Genomic DNA, 19,291 nt, shown 5'->3' with positions numbered 1-19,291 from the left:
GACTTTCCCACCCTCAATTCTAAAAGCTATTTTTACTAGAATTTACGTTTTCTAGCAGCTTCAGATTTTTTCTTACGTTTCACACTTGGTTTTTCATAGAATTCGCGTTTACGAGCTTCTTGTAAAGTACCTGTTTTTGAAACGGAACGTTTAAAGCGACGAAGAGCATCATCAAGAGATTCATTTTTCTTAATAACTGTTTTTGACATATAAATTCCCTCCCTCCGTGCTTGAAAAAGTAACTGTTATTTAAGAACACATTAAATAAAATTACTGTATTCTTAAACACTGTCCTTCCTTATTATATCGAATGTATTTTTTTACGTCAATACAACATTTCCATATTTTAATAAAAAATAAGCAGTTTTTTGGTTTTTATACCATTTATTAAGAACAATTTTCACATTTCCCAAAAATTTCAAATCGATGGGATTCAATCTGGCACCCATTTAGTTGAGTCTCAAAGAAATTCATTGGGCACATTTCAATTTGTTTTGTTTTTCCGCAATTTGTACAAATAAAATGATGATGGTGTCCAGTATGTTTACACCCAAAACGGAACATTTTTTCCCCATTTAATTCAGTTTCTTCAAGTACCTCTAATTCAACAAATGTATAAATATTTCGATAAATCGTGTCGTAACTAATAGAAGGATATCTTTCTTTCAAACCAAGTTGTACTTCTTTTGCTGTTAGATATCGATTTTCAGCTGCAAATACGGATAACATATTCTCACGTTTGTCTGTGTATTTATATCCGTGTTCTTTCAACGTTTCGATTGCTTGTTCAACTGCTGTCATATAAGTGATCGCCTCCTTTACATGATCCATTTACCATCACATAGTATAACGCATTTGCTACAGCTTAATCAAGTTCTTGATTTCACCTTTTTTTAAAGTGATTTATTGTTGTTTAGTTGGTGGTTCTTGTATACTATTAATGAAGTAAGCAGATACAAAAAGGAGGAACATCATGTCTTCAAAATCAACTATTAATTTTTATATCATCTCCGATTCAGTAGGCGGAACAGCTAGTCAACTTGGACAAGCTGCTATGACTCAGTTTCCTGATGCAGATATTAAAGTCTCAGCCTATCCTTTCATTCGTGGATCGGATACTCTTTTATCTATTTTAGAAAAAGCAGAAGTCGATAATGCAATCGTCCTTCATACATTGGTAGATGAAACTTTAAATGAAACAGCTAAAACGTTTTGTGAATCGCATAAGTTGGTTTGTTTTGATCCGCTCTCTCCAATCATAAGCGAGCTTGAAGAACGTTCTGAAATGGCCCCTATACAAAAACCAGGAGCTTTGCATCTTCTGGATGAAACCTATTTTAATCGAATTAAAGCAATTGAATTTGCTGTTAAATTTGATGATGGTCGTGATCCTAAAGGTTTTTTAGAAGCTGACATCGTATTGCTTGGGATTTCTAGAACGTCAAAAACACCTTTAAGTATGTTTTTAGCTAATCAGAATTATAAAGTCGCTAATTTGCCTCTTATTCCTGAAGCACATATACCCGAACAAATATGGGAAGTAGATCCGAAAAAAATAGTTGGTTTAACCAGTGACCGTGAAGCGCTGAACTCTATTCGTCGTGAAAGAATGATCACCTATGGAATGAATCCAGATACGGAATATTCTAAATTAGACCGAATTGATAGAGAGCTTGTTTTCGCAAAAGATTTGTATGATAAATTAGGATGTTTAGTAATCAATGTCTCAAAAAAATCGATTGAAGAGACCGCTGCAATCATTATTAATACTTTACAAATCGAACATAAAAAATACGAACAGAATTAATTATAACTCCACTTTTAACTGAATAAACCATGGAATTTTCTATTCGTAACCTAAAAAATAAACCTAAAGAATTAAAGCTTTTAAGCTATAATTCTTTAGGTTTATACTTTATATTCTGAAAAAAGTCCACTATCTAGATGATCTTAAGCTAAAGCTAGAAATCGTAACCGGCAAATAGCCTGATTAGTCATAATATACTTCATCTAAAAACAATCCTTGAGAAGGCACTGTCATGCCGGCCTCGCTTCTGATCCCACTCTTAAAGATAGCATCTATAGATGATGGATCTGCCATACCTGATCCAATTTCCAAGAGCGTTCCCATAATGATTCGAATCATTTTATATAGGAAACCTTCTCCTGTGAAGGTAAAGTGAAGCAGATTGCCCTCTTTATGAATCTTGATTTCATTGATTGTTCTGACTGTCGATTTTTTAGATTTTTTAAGTGAAGAAAAACCTATGAAATCATGAGTTCCAACAAGTTTGCTGCAAGCCTCGTTCATTTTGTCAATATCAAGTTCTCCAGGAAGATCATAGCTGAAATTACGTTCAAACACAGAAGGGATACTATTATTCCAAACATAGTAGCTGTATTTTTTTCCACTGGCATTATACCTTGCATGGAATCTTTCGGGAACTTCCTCAAGTTTTTTCACAACAATGTCACGTGGGAGATAACGGTTTAGATGGTCTAACATCGCTGGAAATTCCATGGTAGATGTTGTTTTGAAATTAGCTACCTGCCCTTTAGCATGAGCTCCGGCATCCGTGCGCCCTGAACCAATTATTTCAGTTGTTGTTCCTGTCATTGCGGTTAAGACATTTTCTATTTTTCCCTGAATGGTTTTGTCTGAATCACTGAGCCTTTGCCAGCCTAAATATCTACCGCCATCATACTCAATCGTCATTTTAATGTTTCTCATTATATCCCTCTTAATCATTTAATTCTGCCCTATTTCCATGCCGTATACTTCTCTATTAGACCTATAATTGTTTATTAGATTAGACATTAACAGTACTTGTTACTAATTTACTTGTTTATTTATGCCCCTCTATACGACAGGGGCATTTAATTTTTTTACTGATTTAGCTCAAAGGAGTTAGCTATACTTTAGAAACCTCGGCTTGATCCCCCACCACCGGATGATCCACCGCCTCCAAAGCCGCCTCCACCACCGAAACCTCCTCCGCCAAAACCGCCACCGCCTCCACGGTAATGACTTCCGCCGGACATTCCAAGTAAGAAAGGCCACATGCTGCTTCGTCTTCCTCTTCCGCCGCCTGATCCGCCTCCACCAAAAAAGCTGCTGATAACAAAGAAGATAAACACAACTATAAGAATAGCTGGAAAGTCTCCTGAGTCGTCTTCATAATCTTCGGCATTGACGTCGTAGCCAGAAAAAATTGTATCATTATCAAACTGATATTCTTCATTAACTTTTATTGCTGTTTCAGTAAAAATATTTTTCAATGCTGCATTGTAATCATCATTGGATAAATCTTCAAGATTTCGATCCAAAATCGCTCCAGTTCCACTATCTGTCAGAGCACCTTCTAATCCATAGCCGATTTCAAAACGGATTTCACGTTCCTCAGCAGATAAAAGAATCAAGACTCCATTATCTAACTCATCATTCCCAATTCCCCACTTTTCAAACAGTTCTACGGTGTACTCTTCAATTGTCACACCTTGCAAACTGTTTACTGTAGCAACAACTATTTGTGGCTTCTCTTGGGTATCTTCATAATGTTTATTAACATCTATAATAAATTTTTCTGTTTCATCAGAAAGCAAATTTGCTTCATCATAAACATAAAACTCAGTAGAAGGTTCTGGATAATCAACAGCCGCCTCGACATTTAAAGGAAACAGTAACATAAGCAACAATCCGAAAGAAATCGAGAAAAAACTTAAAATTGAAAAACGGTCAATTTTTCTCACTAAATTTCCTCCTAACACATAAGTCTTTACAATTATTCCTCATTATTATCAAAATCAACTTCAGGGGCTATTTCTGCGCCTTCAACTGCTTCAAAATAAGGTTTTTCTGAAAAACCAGTCATACTTGCAATAATTGAACCTGGGAATCGTTTCACACGATTGTTGTATCCTTGTACTGTCTCATTGTAACGTTGTCTTTCAACGGCAATTCTATTTTCTGTACCAGCTAATTCATCCATTAAAGCTGTTACGTTTTCATTAGATTTTAACTCTGGGTAACTTTCAACCACTACTAATAATCTGGATAATGCTGAATTCATTTCGTTATTTGCTTCTACTTCTTCTTCCATCGAACCCGCTCCACTTAATGAAGCACGTGCATCTGCTATAGCTGTAAATACTTCTTCTTCTTGATCCATTGCGCCTTGAACGGAATTAACCAAGTTAGGAATCAAGTCATTTCTACGTTGCAATTGTGATTCAACTTGTGACCAAGCAAGATCCACGTTACTTTCTTCTTTGATTAATCCGTTGTACGAACTAATTAATGGAATGGCGATAATCACTACAGCTACGATAATTCCTATAATTATTTTCGTGCCGCTTTTCATATTTTTCATTTTGTCATCCTTCTTTCTTATATTATTCTATTGATTTAATTATACTGTATATTTTTGATTGATGCATCCGACTTAAGGATGAAAACCCTATATTTAATCTTAAAACATCACTTTAATTCCCTATAATATTATACACGGATTAATTATGTCATAAATGTCATTATTTAGGAAATAATAGAGTTAAGAAAAGAGAAAAAGAAAGATTCCTTTCTTTTTCTCTTTAGAGTACTACTTGACTGATTAATAACCTATTTGATTTAAAATATCCTCTAATAAATCAGGATTAAAAGTCTGTTCTTTTAGCATTTTGATTTCATAGCCATATGGTGCTTTTTTATCTTTTTTATCTTCACCTACATAGGGTGTTTCCAATATTTTAGGTAGATTAATCAATTGAGGATGATGCACAACTTTGTTTAACGCGTCAAATCCAATCGTTCCAAAACCAATGTTTGCATGACGGTCTTTATGACTGCCCTGTGGATTTTTTGAATCATTCACATGTACCACTTTAAGACGTTCTAATCCTACAATTTTATCAAACTCATTTAAAACACCATCAAAGTCCTCTTTCACGTTATATCCTGCATCATTTATATGGCAAGTATCCATTGTTACAGAAAGCTTGTCATTTAAGGTTACACCGTCAATAATTTTAGCGATTTCTTCAAAATTACGTCCTACTTCAGTTCCTTTTCCAGCCATTGTTTCTAGAGCAATTTGTGCTAGTTGATCTTTATGCAAAACTTCGTTCAATCCTTTAATAATTTGAGCAATACCTGCCTCTGATCCCGCACCTACATGCGCACCTGGATGCATAGTAATTTGTCTGGCTCCTAATGCTTCCGCTCTTAAAATTTCTGCTCTTAAAAACTCAATCGCAAATGTGAAATTTTCAGGTTTGATAGTATTTCCTAGATTAATAATATATGGAGCATGAACAACCATATTAGACAGATTATTTTCCTCCATATAGGAAGTACCTAGCGAAATATTCATATCTTCAATTGATTTACGTCGCGTGTTTTGTGGAGCTCCAGTATAAATCATGAACGTTGTAGCATTGTAGCTGCTCGCTTCTTCAGCTGAACCAAGCAACATTTTTTTTCCACCCATTGAAACATGTGATCCTAATAAAACCATCTTTTTTCTCCTAACATTAAATGCATTTTCTCTTATTCTAAGCTAGTTGTTTCAAAAGAACAACCAAACTTAATCATGATCTTCTATTTATTGCTTCTCAAATGACAATTGGTTTGCCCGTATTAAGTTTTCAGAGACAACGGATGTATCACTGAAAAAATCACCCAGATGTTGTTTTTCTTGTGTGAACAATACCATTAGATAGATAAATGGAAATATTTTTAAAATATAGCGACTAAAACATTCTCGGATAATTACCGTTGCCCAGCTTAGCTTCTCTTCTTTGAAGCTGACTACTCGAATCCCAAAAATAATTTTTCCAATTGTTTGTCCATTCGTTAATTTTGTTGTTAATACAAAATAGAGTAAGTAGATAACCAATTTACTTAATGAAAACGCTGAAAATGCATCATCATTTAATGGACTCCTTAACAATAAGAACAGCGGCTGAACAATTAATCGATTGATACTTGAAATTACGAGTAAATCAACTAAAAAAGCAAAAAATCTGAACCAAAACCCTGTGTAAAAAAATGAAGGATAACTGTGAAATGGTTTGCGCTTGCGCTCTTCTTGTTTTTGTTTTTCTTGCCAATACTTTCGTCTAGCATCTCTAAGATCTTGCGAATTCATTTTTTCTGTTGATTTATCTTGAGATTCTTGTGAAACTGGCTTAACAACTAAATCTTCCTCAATAATTGTTGATTCCATTTGTTTTTTCTGTTGTTCTAAACGTTTTAATCGTTTTGCTCGTTCAAGTTCCGCTTCTTCAGTAGCTAACGTTTTTTTTAACGCACTTAAATCCAGTTCTTTTGTATCACCTTTTTTTACTCGGCCTGATTCTTTCAAATGTTCGTGCTCATTATTATTGGAAGGTATACTCATTCTACTCACCTCCATAATAATACATCATCTTAGGAGAATCAGGTGTTCCAATTGCAGTCATCAGTTTATCGATATCTGAGTTCATTGTCTCACCTGATTGAAATAGACTACTTACTTTAGAACTAAATAATGAAGAAAATGACATGGAAGGACCTTGATAAGTAAATAGTTCTGCATCTTCTAAATCATAATCTTTTTTTATTGCTTCTAGTGCATCTTCTTGATAGCCTATTACATCGACTAAACCATTTAAAACAGCTTGTGCACCATCGTAAATACGTCCATCGGCTATTGTCCTAACGACTGCTTCATCCATTCCACGCCCTTCAACAATAACATCTACAAAGCGATCATACGATGTATTTACCAATGTTTGCAAAATTTCTGCGTCTTTTTCAGTCATTGTTCGAGTTGAAGATCCAATATCTTTAAATTCACCGCTTTTAATGGTAGTGTCATCTACCCCGATTTTTTCAAACAACTCACTAAAATTCGTTCCAGACATAATAACACCTATTGAGCCTGTCAAAGTTTCTTCAGAAGCAAATATTTTTTCTGCTGAAGCTGAAATATAGTACCCACCACTAGCAGCCATGCTTCCCATTGAAACATAAATAGGTTTTTCAGTTGTTTCTTGAATTTCAACTAATTTGTCTTTGATTTGAGCACTTTCATATGTACCACCACCCGGGGTATTGACGGATAAAACAATGGCTTTAATCGTATCATCTACTAATACTTGTTCCAACTGTTGTAAAAACGAATCATGATCGTACACTGAATCCCCAGTTAAACCGGATGCCTGACCATCTAAAATTGTTCCATCTACTGACAACAATACGATCCGGTTAGAAGCGTCTCCAGCTTCTAATAAATTTTCTTCCAATACAGTTGTTCCCAAAAAGCCTAATAAGTTATCGCTTAACGATTCAGTTGCTTCTTGTTCTTCGACAATATAAGAAAAATAATTACTAAAAAATAGTGAGAAAATAAAAATACCTAGCGCAACACCAATTGCACTCCATCTTTTTGCATTCATCTATAAACCTCCCAAATTTTGTTTCCTTACTCTATTTTGACAAAATTAAATATGAATAACAAGCTAAATTTATATTCTATTTTGCTAAGTTGTTTTCAGTGGACGAAAAAACGTGAGCAAATGATTATTGCTCACGTTTTTACTGCCAAAGGAAAGTTTACAGTTTAATCTTCAATTTTTGTTGTGTGGATCGATAATTCATCTAATTGTGCTTCACTGACTAAACTAGGTGCTGAAGTTAATGGATCTGTCGCTTTTCCATTTTTAGGGAAAGCAATCACTTCACGAATATTTTCTTTGCCTGCCAAAAGCATAGCAAAACGGTCAAGCCCTAAGGCAATTCCACCATGTGGAGGGAAACCATAGTCAAGTGCTTCTAACAAGAACCCAAATTGTTCTTCTGCTTCTTCTTTTGAAAATCCTAAAGCTGCAAACATTTTTTCTTGCAACTCACGAGTATGAATTCTAATTGAACCTCCGCCTAATTCGTAGCCATTTAATACAATATCATATGCTTGAGCGTAAACTTTTCCAGGTTCCGTTTCAAGCAAATCAATATCAGACTCTTTTGGCATTGTAAACGGGTGATGAGCAGCTGAGTAACGCCCTGCTTCTTCATCATACTCTAGTAATGGCCAATCAACGATCCACATAAAGGCATAAACGGATTCATCGATCAATTCTAATTCTTTTCCTAATTTCGAACGCAATGCTCCTAAAGAATCATGGACAACCGATTTTTTATCAGCCACAAACAACAACAAATCGCCTGTTTCAGCTTCCATTTTTTCAATCAATGCTTCTGCATCTTCTTTAAAGAATTTAGCGATTGGACCTTTTAAGCCATCATCTTCAACTTTTAACCACGCTAGACCTTTAGCTCCGTAAACAGAAACGAATTCGCCTAAAGCATCAATATCTTTTCGAGAATAGTTATTAGCCGCTCCTTTAGCGTTGATGGCTTTAACAGCTCCACCATTTTCAATTGCTCCACTAAAGACTTTAAAACTAGAATCTTTCACTATATCACTAATGTCTACCAATTCTAATCCAAAACGAACATCGGGTTTATCACTACCATAACGACTAATGGCTTCATCATAACCCATACGAGGGAACGGTAAAGTCAATTCAACATCTTTTGTATCTTTTAGTACTTTAGCTAATAATTCTTCAGTAAATGATTGAATCTCTTCAGGCTCCAAAAAGCTGGTCTCAATATCTACTTGTGTAAACTCAGGTTGACGGTCTCCACGTAAATCTTCGTCTCTAAAACAACGAACGATTTGATAGTAACGATCAAATCCAGCACCCATTAAGAGTTGTTTAAATAATTGTGGCGATTGAGGCAACGCATAAAAATGACCTGGATGAACTCGAGACGGTACCAAATAATCTCGCGCACCTTCTGGAGTTGATTTTGTTAAATAAGGTGTCTCTGTATCAATAAAGTTATGGTCATCTAAATAATGACGAATCGATTTTGTCATTTGGTGACGCAAAATCATATTTTGTGTCATCTCTGGACGTCTTAGATCAAGGTAACGGTATTGCATTCTTTTATCATCTGATACAGCTACACCATCTTCAATATAAAACGGTGTTGTTTTTGAAGTGTTAAGAACCTTCACATCGTATACTTCGACTTCCAATTCTCCTGTTGAAATATTTTTATTTACAACAGCTTCTTTTCTTTCAACAACTTTCCCTTTAACTTCAAGGACATATTCACTACGTACATCTTCAGCGATAGCCAATGCTTCTTTTGAAAAAGTAGGATTAAAAACGATCTGAACGATTCCTTCGCGGTCGCGTAAATCAATAAAAATCAAATCCCCTAAATCTCTTCTTTTTTGTACCCATCCTTTTAAGATTATTTCCTGTCCTAATAAATCACGCGAGACTTTCCCGCAATATTCTGTTCTTTTCCCCATTTGCTCCAGCTCCTATCACTAGTTGTTCCTATTTAATCTTCTTTATTGAAAAAGTCATTGAAAGCTGTCATATCTGCTACTTTTAAATTGAATAATTTTTCAAAATCTTTGTAAACCTCTGCTAACGGAACTTTTGATTCATTTCCAGTCTTCATGACTTTAAAATTCACTTCTTTTTGTTCTAATTCTGCATCGCCTAAAGTAATCACTACTTTAGCATTTAGTTTTGAAGCTGTTTTAAACTGACCTTTTATTTTACGATTCATGTAATCCCGTTCAGCAGACAACCCAGCTCCTCGAGCAGCTTGAACGATCTTAAGCGATTCAAGGTTCGTTGCTTCTCCTAAACCAATAACATAGACATCTACTTCATGAGTATCTGGTATATCGATTCCTTCTGCTTCTAGTGTCATCATCAACCGTTCTAAGCCTAAGGCGAAACCAAAACCAGGAGTAGCAGGACCACCGACTTCTTCTACTAATCCATCATAACGGCCACCAGCACAAATCGTTGTAATTGCACCAAATCCTGGAGCATCGCTCATTACTTCAAAAATCGTGTGAGTATAGTAGTCTAATCCTCTAACCATATTGCTGTCGATTACAAAAGGAATATCTAAAGCTGTTAACATTTCTTTTACGGCTTCAAAATGTTTTTCAGATTCTTCACTTAAATAATCTAGAATAGATGGAGCATTTTTAACGATTTCTTTGTCTTTTTTATCTTTACTGTCTAATACACGTAACGGATTTTTATGCAAACGTGTTTGCGAATCGGCACTTAACTCTTCAAAATGAGGTTCTAAATAAGCAATTAAAGCTTCTCTATAAGCTATACGACTTTCAGAATCCCCCAATGAATTGATCACTAAAGTCAATTTTTCTAGACCAAGTTCTTCAAACAAAGCCATGGCAAGAGCCATTGATTCGACATCTGTTGCCGGATTTGTACTACCAAAAACTTCAACACCTAATTGATGAAATTGTCTCATTCTACCACCTTGAGGACGTTCATAGCGAAACATTGGACCTTTATAATAAACTTTATAGGGTTTATTGTGTTCAGGTCCAAAAAGTTTATTTTCAACAAATGCACGTACAACTGGCGCTGTTCCTTCTGGACGAAGCGACATATGACGTTCACCTTTATCGTAGAAATCATACATTTCTTTTGAAACGATATCGCTTGTTTCTCCTACACCGCGAGAAAATAAATCATAACTTTCAAAAATAGGTGTTCTTATTTCTCCAAATTGATAATCAGCCAATACCATATTTAAAATTTCTTCAACGTATTGCCATTTTCTTGAATCCTCGGGTAATAAATCTGCTGTCCCTTTAGGTTTTTGAATAGCCATTAATCAACACTCCTTATTTTTTCAATTATTCTAAAAATACAAAAAAAACGTCCTTATTCTAAATAGAATAAGGACGAATGATTAGTTATTATCGTGGTACCACCTTTGTTTGAAAGCCTAAGCTTTCCTCAACGATTAACGCTCGTAACGTAACAGCTTTTCACTGCTAACCCTCAAGAATGTCTTTCAGTTAACTCTACGGGAATTTCTTTCAGCCAAGGAAATTCTCTCTATTCACACGTCAGAATTGCTTACTTTTTCTCTCATTGGGTGTTATATACAATAATGTAAGATTACAAGAAAGGATAAACAATGTCAAGACTAGAAAGTAAAAAGGTATTGTTCTATCCATTCATAAAAAAAATGAAGGAATATTAGGATTTAATTGCATATTAAAGCGTAACATTGCTATAATTGGAAAGTACATAGAATCTATAGTTGGTTGCGTTACCGCCATTAAGAAAGTAGTGAAACTATCAGTGGAAAATAATTTAATATTAAAAAAGAAAAAAAAGATTGTCACATTGTTCATCATTGCATTGTTTATCGGATTAACTGCTTTCGCTACAGTCGTTCTGGCTAATCAAGGAACCATCAAAGTGGATGCAAGTGTTGTCAATGTCCGAACGGGACCAGGACTATCTTACGACATTATGACACAGGTTACTGGCGGAGAAAAAGTAACCATGTTAACCGAGGAAAACGAATGGTATAAAGTACGTTTAAGCAACGATCAGATCGGCTGGATCGCCAGCTGGCTTATTGAAAATACCGAAGTGAGTGCTGCAACCAATAAGATTGGTGTGGTTACTGGAGAAGAAGTAAATATACGGAGTGAAAGCAACGCGGACTCTACTATCCTTGGAAAAGTAGTCAATGGAACAGAGCTAACCGTATTGTTCCAGCAAGAAGGCTGGACACAAGTTCAATACTATGGACAAGTTGCTTGGATCAGTTCAGAGCTGATTGAAATTACAGAATCATCTACTGAAACAACCACTGTTGCAGTCGCAGAGGAAAATTCAGCGCCTATACAAACCATCACAACTCGTAGTGCTAGCACGAATATTCGTACCAGCCCTTCTGTTGAAAGTAGTGTTGTGGCAACTGCTGAAAAAGGAGAAAGTTTTACTTATCTCTCTACTGAAGGCGATTGGTACCAAATAGAGTTATCTAGTGGTGAAACGGGTTATGTAGCAAACTGGGTTGTAGACTTGTCAGCCAACCAAACCCCTGCACCAACTGCCAACATTACTTCCTTAGCTGAAGCTACGATTGTAATCGATGCCGGACATGGTGGAGATGATCCTGGTGCCTTAGCACATTCATTTTATGAAAAAGATGTTACGCTAAATACAGCTAAGCTCGTGGCTAATCGATTGCGTGATGCTGGAGCAAATGTTATCTTGACGCGTTCAGATGATGAATTTGTCAGTTTAGATGAGCGAGCGGTCATCAGTAACCAATCAAATGCAGATGTATTCATTAGTTTACATTATGATTCAACTGAAACAGCTAATGAAATCAGTGGTACTACAACGTACTATTACCATGATAAAGATATGCCATTAGCTGAGGTCGTAAATGCTAATTTGAAACAAAATGGCTTATTGCCAAATAACGGTGTGCGATTTGGGGATTTCTATGTCACAAGAGAAAATACTCAGCCTGCCATCCTACTGGAATTGGGATATCTAAATAATGATGTGGATCAAGATACGGTCAATTCCGTATCCTATCAGTCTTCTATTGCAGAGATTCTTTATCAATCATTGAATCAATACTTTATTCCATAAACAAAAAACTGGCCCTTCAAGAAAAATTTCTTGTAGGGCCAGTTTTTTAACGTTGTTTACTATCTATGATAATGGTTACAGGACCATCATTTACAAGCGAAACTTGCATATCTGCACCAAATACTCCGGTTTGCACAGTTAATCCTGATGCTCTTAACTGCGCATTGAACGCATCGTAAACGGGAATAGCCGTGTCTGGTTTTGCTGCTTTAATAAAACTTGGGCGATTCCCTTTTTTAGTATCTGCATGTAATGTGAATTGAGAAATGGAAAGAATCTCTCCACCAACATCCTCTATGCTTAAGTTCATTTTCCCTTGTGTATCTTCAAAGATACGCATATTACTGATTTTACGCACAAGGTATTCTATATCCTCTTGTTGATCCTCTTCTTCTATTCCAACTAATAGAACGAACCCGTGAGTAATCTCTCCCACAACCGATTCTTCAATACTGACGCTTGCTTCCTTTGTTCTTTGTATGATAACTCTCATCTTGTACTCCCCTTTTTACTTTTTAAGAATTTTACTTATCTATCTTCTTGTTTAACAATTGTATCGGACCTTGTACTAATTTGAAAGATAAGATTACTTCTATTCCAAAAGAAATGTCCTTTAGAGCACCATCATCAATTATCAAACAACCTTATAAAAAAAAGCAGAAATCGCCTGTAATTTAGGGGATTTCTGCTTTTTTTATTGTACTATTAAGAAGACATTCTTTTTACACTGTATACATCAGGAATTGATTTAATTTTTTCAACAATTTTATCTAATTGTTGAATATTTTGAATACCCACCGTTAATGTAATAGTAGCCATTTTATTATTGTCTACTTTTCCATTCACATTGTTTAAATTTTTGGTCATACTGTTTACTACTTGCAATACTTCATTCAACAAACCGGAACGGTTATAGCCAATGATTTGTAATTCCGCATTGTATTCTTGACTCTTGGATGTCGTATCTTCCCACTCAACATCTATTAATCGATTTTCAGCATCTTTTGCTGCAAAAACATTTGGACACGTTTTCCGATGAATCGAAACGCCACGGCCTTTTGTAATATACCCAACAATTTCATCACCCGGAACAGGATTGCAACAACGACTGATACGAATTAGTAAATTGTCTATTCCTTGAATGACAATGCCGCCCTCATGTTTTATTTTAATTTTTTCAGGCTCTTTTTTAGTTTTCAATTCTATTGACGTAGTATCTTGGATTTTCTTTTCAAGATCTCGTTCTCTGCGCTCTTTTTCCGTTAAGCGATTGGCTATTACAAGAGCTGTTAATTCGCCATACCCTACGGCAGCGTATAAATCGTCTTCTGAAGTAAAATTAAATCTTTCTAACAGCATTTTGATATTGTTTTTCGTCAAGAAATTTTTCGGCGGAAACTGCATTTCATTTAACTGTTTTTCAACCATTTCGCGACCTTTTATGACATTAACTTCACGATCTTGTAGTTTAAAGAAACGTTTTATTTTATTTTTGGCTTTACTGGTTGATACTAAATTGATCCAATCACGACTTGGTCCGTAAGAATTTGGAGAAGTTAAAATTTCAATGATGTCACCCGTTTTTAATTTGTAATTTAAGGGAACAATCTTTCCATTAACTTTAGCACCAGTCGTTTTATTCCCTATCTCAGTATGAATATTGAATGCAAAATCTAACGGACCAGCTCCAGAAGGCAATTCGCTGACATCGCCTTTTGGTGTGAAGACGTAAACTTTGTCTTTAAAAATATCTTCTTTGACACTTTCCATAAAGTCACTTGCATCACTGGATTCATCTTGTAATTCAATAATATCTCTAAACCAAGAGATTTTTTTACCATCTGAATCATCTTCAACTTTTTTGGTAATGCCTTCTTTGTATGCCCAGTGAGCGGCAACCCCATATTCCGCTACTGCATGCATTTCTTTTGTGCGGATTTGAACTTCTATAGGTTTACCAAATTCTCCTATAACGGTAGTGTGGATGGACTGATACATATTCGATTTTGGCATAGCAATATAATCTTTAAATCTACCAGGCATCGGTTTCCAACGTGTATGAATCGCACCTAACACTGCGTAACAATCTTTAATTGAGTCTACAATAACGCGTATAGCTAATAGATCGTAAATTTGATCAAATTGTTTCTTCTGGTCACGCATTTTACGGTAAATGGAATAGATGTGTTTTGGTCTGCCTGTAATATCTGCAGATATATTTAGTTCCTCTACGGACTCTTCAATTTTTGAAATAGAATCCGTAATATATTTTTCTCGTTCTTCTCTTTTAGAATTCATCAAATGAACAATACGGTAATATTGTTGAGGATTTAGGTAACGCAAAGAAGTGTCTTCTAATTCCCATTTAATTAAATTGATCCCTAATCGATGAGCTAACGGAGCATAGACTTCAAGAGTTTCATTTGCGATACGTCTTTGCTTTTCAGGTCTATGAAATTTTAATGTGCGTAAATTGTGCAAGCGGTCAGCTAGCTTAACCATGATAACTCTTAGGTCTTTTGCCATTGCCAGCAACATTTTACGGTGATTTTCTGCTTGTTGTTCTTCGTGTGATTTATATTTAATTTTCCCTAATTTAGTAACTCCATCTACAAGCATAGCTACTTCAGGTGAAAATTCTCTGGAAATATCTTCAAAAGTGTATTCAGTATCTTCCACAACATCATGAAGAAATCCCGTTGCCACGGTTACAGGGTCCATTTTTAATTCAGCTAAAATACCCGCTACTTGTATTGGATGAATAATATAAGGTTCTCCAGATTTTCTGAATTGATCTCTATGGGCATTCGTAGCAAAATCGCATGCTTTTTTGACAAAAGCCACATGACTGCTATTCATATAAGTAACAGTTAAAGCAATTACTTCTTGTGCAGTATAATCTTTATTTTTAGGCATTTTGTCACCTTCTTTTCATTTATCCCTAGCTTGTTAAAAATTCATTACAAAATAAGCACTCCAAAATGAGTGCTTTAATTCCTTTATTCTCACTATATTATACTCATTTTAGTCCTTAATTTCAATATAAACCAAAAAATCAACTAAAACAGTCATTATTTTTTGATAAAAAAGAATACAAGTCAATCATTCGACTCGTATTCTTTCAAATTTTATTAGAGACCTATTAACCTTTAACGATTGCTAATCCATTTGAAGAACCTAAACGAGTTGCTCCAGCTTCAATAAATTGTTTAGCATCTTCAGTTGTGCGGACACCGCCACTTGCTTTAACGCCCATATCTGGCCCTACAGTAGCACGCATTAATTTAATATCTTCAAGTGTTGCTCCGCCAGTTGAAAAACCAGTAGATGTTTTCACATAATCAGCTCCTGCTTTTTTAGCAAGTTCACATGCACGTACTTTTTCTTCATCCGTTAATAGAGCTGTTTCAATGATAACTTTTGATAATGCTTTTCCTTTTGAAACGTTTACTACACTTTCAATATCACGTTGAACTAAAGCGTCATCTCCGCCTTTAAGAGCACCAATATTGATAACCATATCTACTTCTGTTGCGCCATTTTGAATTGCATTTTCTGCTTCAAAAGCCTTCACTTCTGGTGTGTTAGCTCCTAAAGGAAAACCAATAACTGTACATACTTTTACATCTGTACCCTTAAGTAATTCAGCAGATTTTTTTACCCAAGTAGGGTTTACACATACAGACATAAAGTTATATTCTGCAGCTTCTTCACAAAGCGTGATGATTTGTGCTTCTGTTGCTTCTGGTTTTAATATCGTGTGATCAATTGTTTTATTTAATTCTATTGTCATATTATATCCCTCTTTCTTATACTGTTGGTAGCATTTTCATTATACCCGACTTTTCATTTTGGAACAAAAAAGAAATTTCTCATTTATGCATTAATTCAAAATGATATGAGGTTGCTGCTAAAGCATATAACGGAGCAGTTTCTGTTCTTAAAATTCTTGGACCTAATGCACAAGGCAAAAACCCATTTTGAAGGAAATCATCGATTTCTTCTTTTGATAATCCACCTTCAGGACCAAAAATAATCAACAACTTACCGCCAACAGGAACCTGTTTCAATCCTTTAACGAAATTTTGATCCTCTCCCGCTTTAGCACTTTCTTCATAGGCTACTAAGCAGACATCAAAATTTTCTTTCATCTCTACCAACTGTTTTACCGAAGAGAGCGACTCAATTGTTGGGATTTTTGTACGATGAGATTGTTCAGCTGCTTCTTGCGCAATTTTTTGTAACCGTTCAATTTTTTTTGCCGCTTTTTTGGTGTCCCATTTTGTAATTGAAAAAGAACCTGCAAAAGGAATAAAGACACTTGCACCTAATTCTGTTCCCTTTTGAATAATTAAATCTAATTTATCGCCTTTAGGAAGTCCACTTGCAATCGTTACTTCAATTGGCAATTCTTGTTGTCTAAGGTCATCTTCTACCCAATTTAACTGAACTTCTTTCTCTTCTATAGCACTGATTCTAGCAATGAAAGCTTTTTGATCTTTTGTGACAAGGTACACACGATGATCAACTTTCATGCGCATAACTTTTACCATATGATGGAAAGCATCTCCGCTAATTGAAATGGTTTGGTTTTGATAATCTATTAAATCCTCTTTCAAAAAATAACGTTGCATTTATTCAACCTCCGCCAACGGTTTTTGAGCGACAATACTACACCAATCGTTCATTTGTTGCACTTGAATAATGATGAAACCATGTTTCTTTTGCTCAGAAAGAATGAGTTCTTTTTTATCTTCAATAATTCCAGAAGTTAAAAATAGACCACCTGGTTTTAAAACGCCATAAGCTTCTGGTATAAGTGGCACAATGATTTCTGACAAGATATTAGCTACCACAATATCTGCTTCGATCGTTACACCTTTCAGCAAGTCATTAGCTTTTACCGTAACGTCTTTAGCATATTCATTTAACTTAATATTATCCATGGCTGATTTTACTGCAACATCATCTAAATCATACGCATGAACATGCTTGGCACCTAAAGCTTTACTAGCAATACTTAATACACCTGAACCTGTTCCTACATCTAAAATCGTTTCGTTTCCACGAATATAGGTTTCAAGAGCTTGCAAGGAAAGCATAGTAGTTGGATGAGTTCCTGTACCAAAAGCTAAACCTGGATCTAATCGAATCACACGCTCATCTGCATGTGTTAATTCATACTCTTCCCAACTTGGGACAACCGTTAAAAATCGCGTTACTTGCAAAGGATGGTAATATTTTTTCCACGCCGTAGCCCAGTTTTCTTCCACAACTTCGTCTACTTTTACGATATTTGGCGCAATAGTTAAACCAAACGTTTCCAATTCATTGATCCGAAGTTTAATGCTTGGGAGCAATTCAGGTAAGAAAAGTGTATTTGGAAAATACCCTTTTATAATTACGCCTTCTTGAGAAAAATCGGCTTCATCTAATGCCCAAATTTCACCAAAACCATCATCTGGAGAATTTAAAAAATCTTGAATATCCTCAATTGCTACCCCTTGCGAACCAGCTTCAATAAGAATATTTGACACAGCATCTAAAGCTTCATTTGATGTTTGTATTTGTACTTCTGTCCATTTCATCTTGTTACGTTGCCTCCAATAAAAAATATAGTTGATTCTACTCGTTCAGTACTTCGGATAGATTAGCTTTTCCTCACTGTAACGATTAATATCTTTCAACGTTTTGATTGTTCCGTCAAAATTCGTATCGTTCCAATTTAATTCAAATGTATCAATTGATGGGTCAGTAGCAAAGTCTAACAAATCAGATTGCCCTTCCGTTACTACTATACGCAATGTTTTCAGTACTGCATCAACATAGCCTTTTTCAATACTCATTTTAAAATCAAATGGGATAGCTTTTAAGTAATTGTCCATTTGAATTTTTGATTTTTTAGGATCAAAAAAACAAATAGCGTCTTCAAATTGAATAATCTCACCTTCATTTGCAGTTCCTTCAACATCTTCAATCACAACATGATTTTCTTTATTTTCAGCAAAAATCGAAAAGTATAGTTCAATAGCGTGTTGACGCTTATTCCACTCTAACTTCCAATCAAATTCAAAATCACTTTCTTCTAAAGCTTCTCCTAAATAATCTAATAATGTTTCTTGTGCCATTATTTTTCGCCTCCATTAGTTGTTGGTTTCTTCCAACCGAAATCTGCATCTATCTTGCCTTTTTTTCTTGATACATATGGATTACCTGCAACTGTATACCGAAGCAAAGCTTCTGTCCATTCTCCTTTATTCGGAATACCTATTCTAGAAGAAACGTCAATTTTTTTAGGAATTTTTCTCGTTTCTACATCAATAGTCAATGGCGGTTCTGTAGCCAGTGTACCGTCGTCCAATTTGGTAATGTTCATCGCTTTTGTTAATTTTCCTGGTCCGTCTGTTACTATGAATCCTGATTTTCCTCGTCTTTCGGTCATTAACGCTAGTCCTTTTTGAGGTTCAATGGCTCGAATCAAAATAGCTTCCGGTATCCCTTTATCTTGAACCACAACGTTTAACATCAAATGAGTGTGCATACTATAGACATAAATCGTACCTGATTCTTTGTACATAGAAGCTAGGCGAGGTGTCTTCTTCAACCCATAACTGTGAGCAGCTTCATCCATTTCACCCAAGTAGGCTTCGGTTTCTACAATCCAGCCAGATGTCACCCCTTCGTCCGTTTCGTTGACCACCAAACACCCAAGTAAGTCTTGAGCAATTTCTTGTGTCGTTTTTGTCTGATCTGTCCAAAAATTCAT

19 protein-coding genes and 1 other annotated feature are annotated in these 19,291 nt (G+C 35.4%); of the genes, 2 read left to right on the top strand and 17 right to left on the bottom strand.

The window, feature by feature from the left end; genetic code table 11:
* Positions 1-35 precede the first annotated feature (35 nt).
* Positions 36-209 (bottom strand): 30S ribosomal protein S21, encoded by a 174-nt coding sequence (rpsU, locus tag ACKI3H_RS01985; RefSeq protein WP_007725241.1) that lies wholly within the window; start codon positions 207-209, stop codon positions 36-38.
* Between the two features lie 178 nt (positions 210-387).
* A complete protein-coding gene (locus tag ACKI3H_RS01980) occupies positions 388-810 on the bottom strand; it encodes a Fur family transcriptional regulator (protein ID WP_274413432.1) in 423 nt (140 codons plus the stop codon).
* Between the two features lie 163 nt (positions 811-973).
* Here ACKI3H_RS01980 and ACKI3H_RS01975 point away from each other — a divergent pair, with 163 nt between their 5' ends.
* Positions 974-1,807 (top strand): pyruvate, water dikinase regulatory protein, encoded by an 834-nt coding sequence (locus ACKI3H_RS01975; protein WP_407370618.1) that lies wholly within the window; start codon positions 974-976, stop codon positions 1,805-1,807.
* A 183-nt stretch (positions 1,808-1,990) separates the two neighbouring features.
* On the opposite strand, the gene truA is transcribed toward ACKI3H_RS01975, so the two are convergent.
* The 8 genes from truA to hisS form a co-directional block, all read right to left on the bottom strand.
* Positions 1,991-2,731, bottom strand: coding sequence for a tRNA pseudouridine(38-40) synthase TruA (truA, locus tag ACKI3H_RS01970; RefSeq protein WP_407370648.1), 741 nt, complete (start codon positions 2,729-2,731; stop codon positions 1,991-1,993).
* Positions 2,732-2,919: 188 nt separating this feature from the next.
* Positions 2,920-3,750 carry a TPM domain-containing protein gene (locus ACKI3H_RS01965; RefSeq protein WP_407370617.1) on the bottom strand — a complete coding sequence of 277 codons (831 nt, stop codon included), beginning with the start codon at positions 3,748-3,750 and terminating at the stop codon, positions 2,920-2,922.
* Between the two features lie 32 nt (positions 3,751-3,782).
* Positions 3,783-4,370: a LemA family protein gene (locus ACKI3H_RS01960; RefSeq protein ID WP_407370616.1), complete on the bottom strand. Its 588-nt coding sequence runs from the start codon at positions 4,368-4,370 to the stop codon at positions 3,783-3,785.
* A 240-nt stretch (positions 4,371-4,610) separates the two neighbouring features.
* Positions 4,611-5,513 (bottom strand): deoxyribonuclease IV, encoded by a 903-nt coding sequence (locus ACKI3H_RS01955; RefSeq protein ID WP_407370615.1) that lies wholly within the window; start codon positions 5,511-5,513, stop codon positions 4,611-4,613.
* An 87-nt stretch (positions 5,514-5,600) separates the two neighbouring features.
* On the bottom strand, positions 5,601-6,398 hold the full coding sequence (locus ACKI3H_RS01950) for an RDD family protein (RefSeq protein WP_407370614.1): 798 nt from the start codon (positions 6,396-6,398) through the stop codon (positions 5,601-5,603).
* Between the two features lies 1 nt (position 6,399).
* On the bottom strand, positions 6,400-7,437 hold the full coding sequence (sppA, locus tag ACKI3H_RS01945; RefSeq protein WP_407370613.1) for a signal peptide peptidase SppA: 1,038 nt from the start codon (positions 7,435-7,437) through the stop codon (positions 6,400-6,402).
* Positions 7,438-7,601: 164 nt separating this feature from the next.
* Positions 7,602-9,371, bottom strand: coding sequence for an aspartate--tRNA ligase (gene aspS, locus ACKI3H_RS01940; protein WP_407370612.1), 1,770 nt, complete (start codon positions 9,369-9,371; stop codon positions 7,602-7,604).
* A gap of 32 nt (positions 9,372-9,403) precedes the next feature.
* Positions 9,404-10,729 (bottom strand): histidine--tRNA ligase, encoded by a 1,326-nt coding sequence (gene hisS / locus ACKI3H_RS01935; RefSeq protein WP_407370611.1) that lies wholly within the window; start codon positions 10,727-10,729, stop codon positions 9,404-9,406.
* A gap of 66 nt (positions 10,730-10,795) precedes the next feature.
* Positions 10,796-11,005, bottom strand: a binding site (T-box leader).
* A gap of 203 nt (positions 11,006-11,208) precedes the next feature.
* On the opposite strand from hisS, the gene ACKI3H_RS01930 reads away from it, so the two are divergent.
* Complete coding sequence (locus tag ACKI3H_RS01930; RefSeq protein WP_407370610.1) at positions 11,209-12,525, top strand: N-acetylmuramoyl-L-alanine amidase; 1,317 nt, start codon at positions 11,209-11,211, stop codon at positions 12,523-12,525.
* A gap of 46 nt (positions 12,526-12,571) precedes the next feature.
* On the opposite strand, the gene dtd is transcribed toward ACKI3H_RS01930, so the two are convergent.
* The 7 genes from dtd to ACKI3H_RS01895 form a co-directional block, all read right to left on the bottom strand.
* On the bottom strand, positions 12,572-13,018 hold the full coding sequence (gene dtd / locus ACKI3H_RS01925) for a D-aminoacyl-tRNA deacylase (protein WP_407370609.1): 447 nt from the start codon (positions 13,016-13,018) through the stop codon (positions 12,572-12,574).
* Between the two features lie 212 nt (positions 13,019-13,230).
* Positions 13,231-15,441, bottom strand: coding sequence for a RelA/SpoT family protein (locus ACKI3H_RS01920; protein WP_407370608.1), 2,211 nt, complete (start codon positions 15,439-15,441; stop codon positions 13,231-13,233).
* Between the two features lie 226 nt (positions 15,442-15,667).
* Complete coding sequence (deoC, locus tag ACKI3H_RS01915; RefSeq protein ID WP_202945007.1) at positions 15,668-16,312, bottom strand: deoxyribose-phosphate aldolase; 645 nt, start codon at positions 16,310-16,312, stop codon at positions 15,668-15,670.
* Positions 16,313-16,397: 85 nt separating this feature from the next.
* A complete protein-coding gene (locus ACKI3H_RS01910; protein WP_407370607.1) occupies positions 16,398-17,159 on the bottom strand; it encodes a 16S rRNA (uracil(1498)-N(3))-methyltransferase in 762 nt (253 codons plus the stop codon).
* Positions 17,160-18,113, bottom strand: a complete 954-nt coding sequence (gene prmA, locus ACKI3H_RS01905; protein WP_407370606.1) for a 50S ribosomal protein L11 methyltransferase — start codon at positions 18,111-18,113, stop codon at positions 17,160-17,162.
* Positions 18,114-18,158: 45 nt separating this feature from the next.
* Positions 18,159-18,653, bottom strand: coding sequence for a DUF3013 family protein (locus ACKI3H_RS01900; RefSeq protein ID WP_407370605.1), 495 nt, complete (start codon positions 18,651-18,653; stop codon positions 18,159-18,161).
* On the bottom strand, positions 18,653-19,291 hold the full coding sequence (locus ACKI3H_RS01895) for a DNA-3-methyladenine glycosylase (protein WP_407370604.1): 639 nt from the start codon (positions 19,289-19,291) through the stop codon (positions 18,653-18,655). The genes ACKI3H_RS01900 and ACKI3H_RS01895 overlap by 1 nt, the downstream gene beginning before the upstream one ends.

The organism is Carnobacterium sp. (genome assembly GCF_045617425.1).
Classification (GTDB): domain Bacteria; phylum Bacillota; class Bacilli; order Lactobacillales; family Carnobacteriaceae; genus Carnobacterium_B.
The sequence above is the reverse complement of the archived record's forward strand: the minus strand, read 5'-3'. Positions and strand labels throughout refer to the sequence as shown.

Excerpts from the sequence above, each read along its gene's own strand:
- rpsU (WP_007725241.1), bottom strand. The coding sequence starts at position 209 with ATGTCAAAAACAGTTATTAAGAAAAATGAATCTCTTGATGATGCTCTT.
- ACKI3H_RS01975 (WP_407370618.1), top strand. The coding sequence starts at position 974 with ATGTCTTCAAAATCAACTATTAATTTTTATATCATCTCCGATTCAGTA.
- truA (WP_407370648.1), bottom strand. The coding sequence starts at position 2,731 with ATGAGAAACATTAAAATGACGATTGAGTATGATGGCGGTAGATATTTA.
- ACKI3H_RS01960 (WP_407370616.1), bottom strand. The coding sequence starts at position 4,370 with ATGAAAAATATGAAAAGCGGCACGAAAATAATTATAGGAATTATCGTA.
- ACKI3H_RS01955 (WP_407370615.1), bottom strand. The coding sequence starts at position 5,513 with ATGGTTTTATTAGGATCACATGTTTCAATGGGTGGAAAAAAAATGTTG.
- ACKI3H_RS01950 (WP_407370614.1), bottom strand. The coding sequence starts at position 6,398 with ATGAGTATACCTTCCAATAATAATGAGCACGAACATTTGAAAGAATCA.
- sppA (WP_407370613.1), bottom strand. The coding sequence starts at position 7,437 with ATGAATGCAAAAAGATGGAGTGCAATTGGTGTTGCGCTAGGTATTTTT.
- aspS (WP_407370612.1), bottom strand. The coding sequence starts at position 9,371 with ATGGGGAAAAGAACAGAATATTGCGGGAAAGTCTCGCGTGATTTATTA.
- hisS (WP_407370611.1), bottom strand. The coding sequence starts at position 10,729 with ATGGCTATTCAAAAACCTAAAGGGACAGCAGATTTATTACCCGAGGAT.
- dtd (WP_407370609.1), bottom strand. The coding sequence starts at position 13,018 with ATGAGAGTTATCATACAAAGAACAAAGGAAGCAAGCGTCAGTATTGAA.
- ACKI3H_RS01920 (WP_407370608.1), bottom strand. The coding sequence starts at position 15,441 with ATGCCTAAAAATAAAGATTATACTGCACAAGAAGTAATTGCTTTAACT.
- ACKI3H_RS01910 (WP_407370607.1), bottom strand. The coding sequence starts at position 17,159 with ATGCAACGTTATTTTTTGAAAGAGGATTTAATAGATTATCAAAACCAA.
- prmA (WP_407370606.1), bottom strand. The coding sequence starts at position 18,113 with ATGAAATGGACAGAAGTACAAATACAAACATCAAATGAAGCTTTAGAT.
- ACKI3H_RS01900 (WP_407370605.1), bottom strand. The coding sequence starts at position 18,653 with ATGGCACAAGAAACATTATTAGATTATTTAGGAGAAGCTTTAGAAGAA.
- ACKI3H_RS01895 (WP_407370604.1), bottom strand. The coding sequence starts at position 19,291 with ATGAATTTTTGGACAGATCAGACAAAAACGACACAAGAAATTGCTCAA.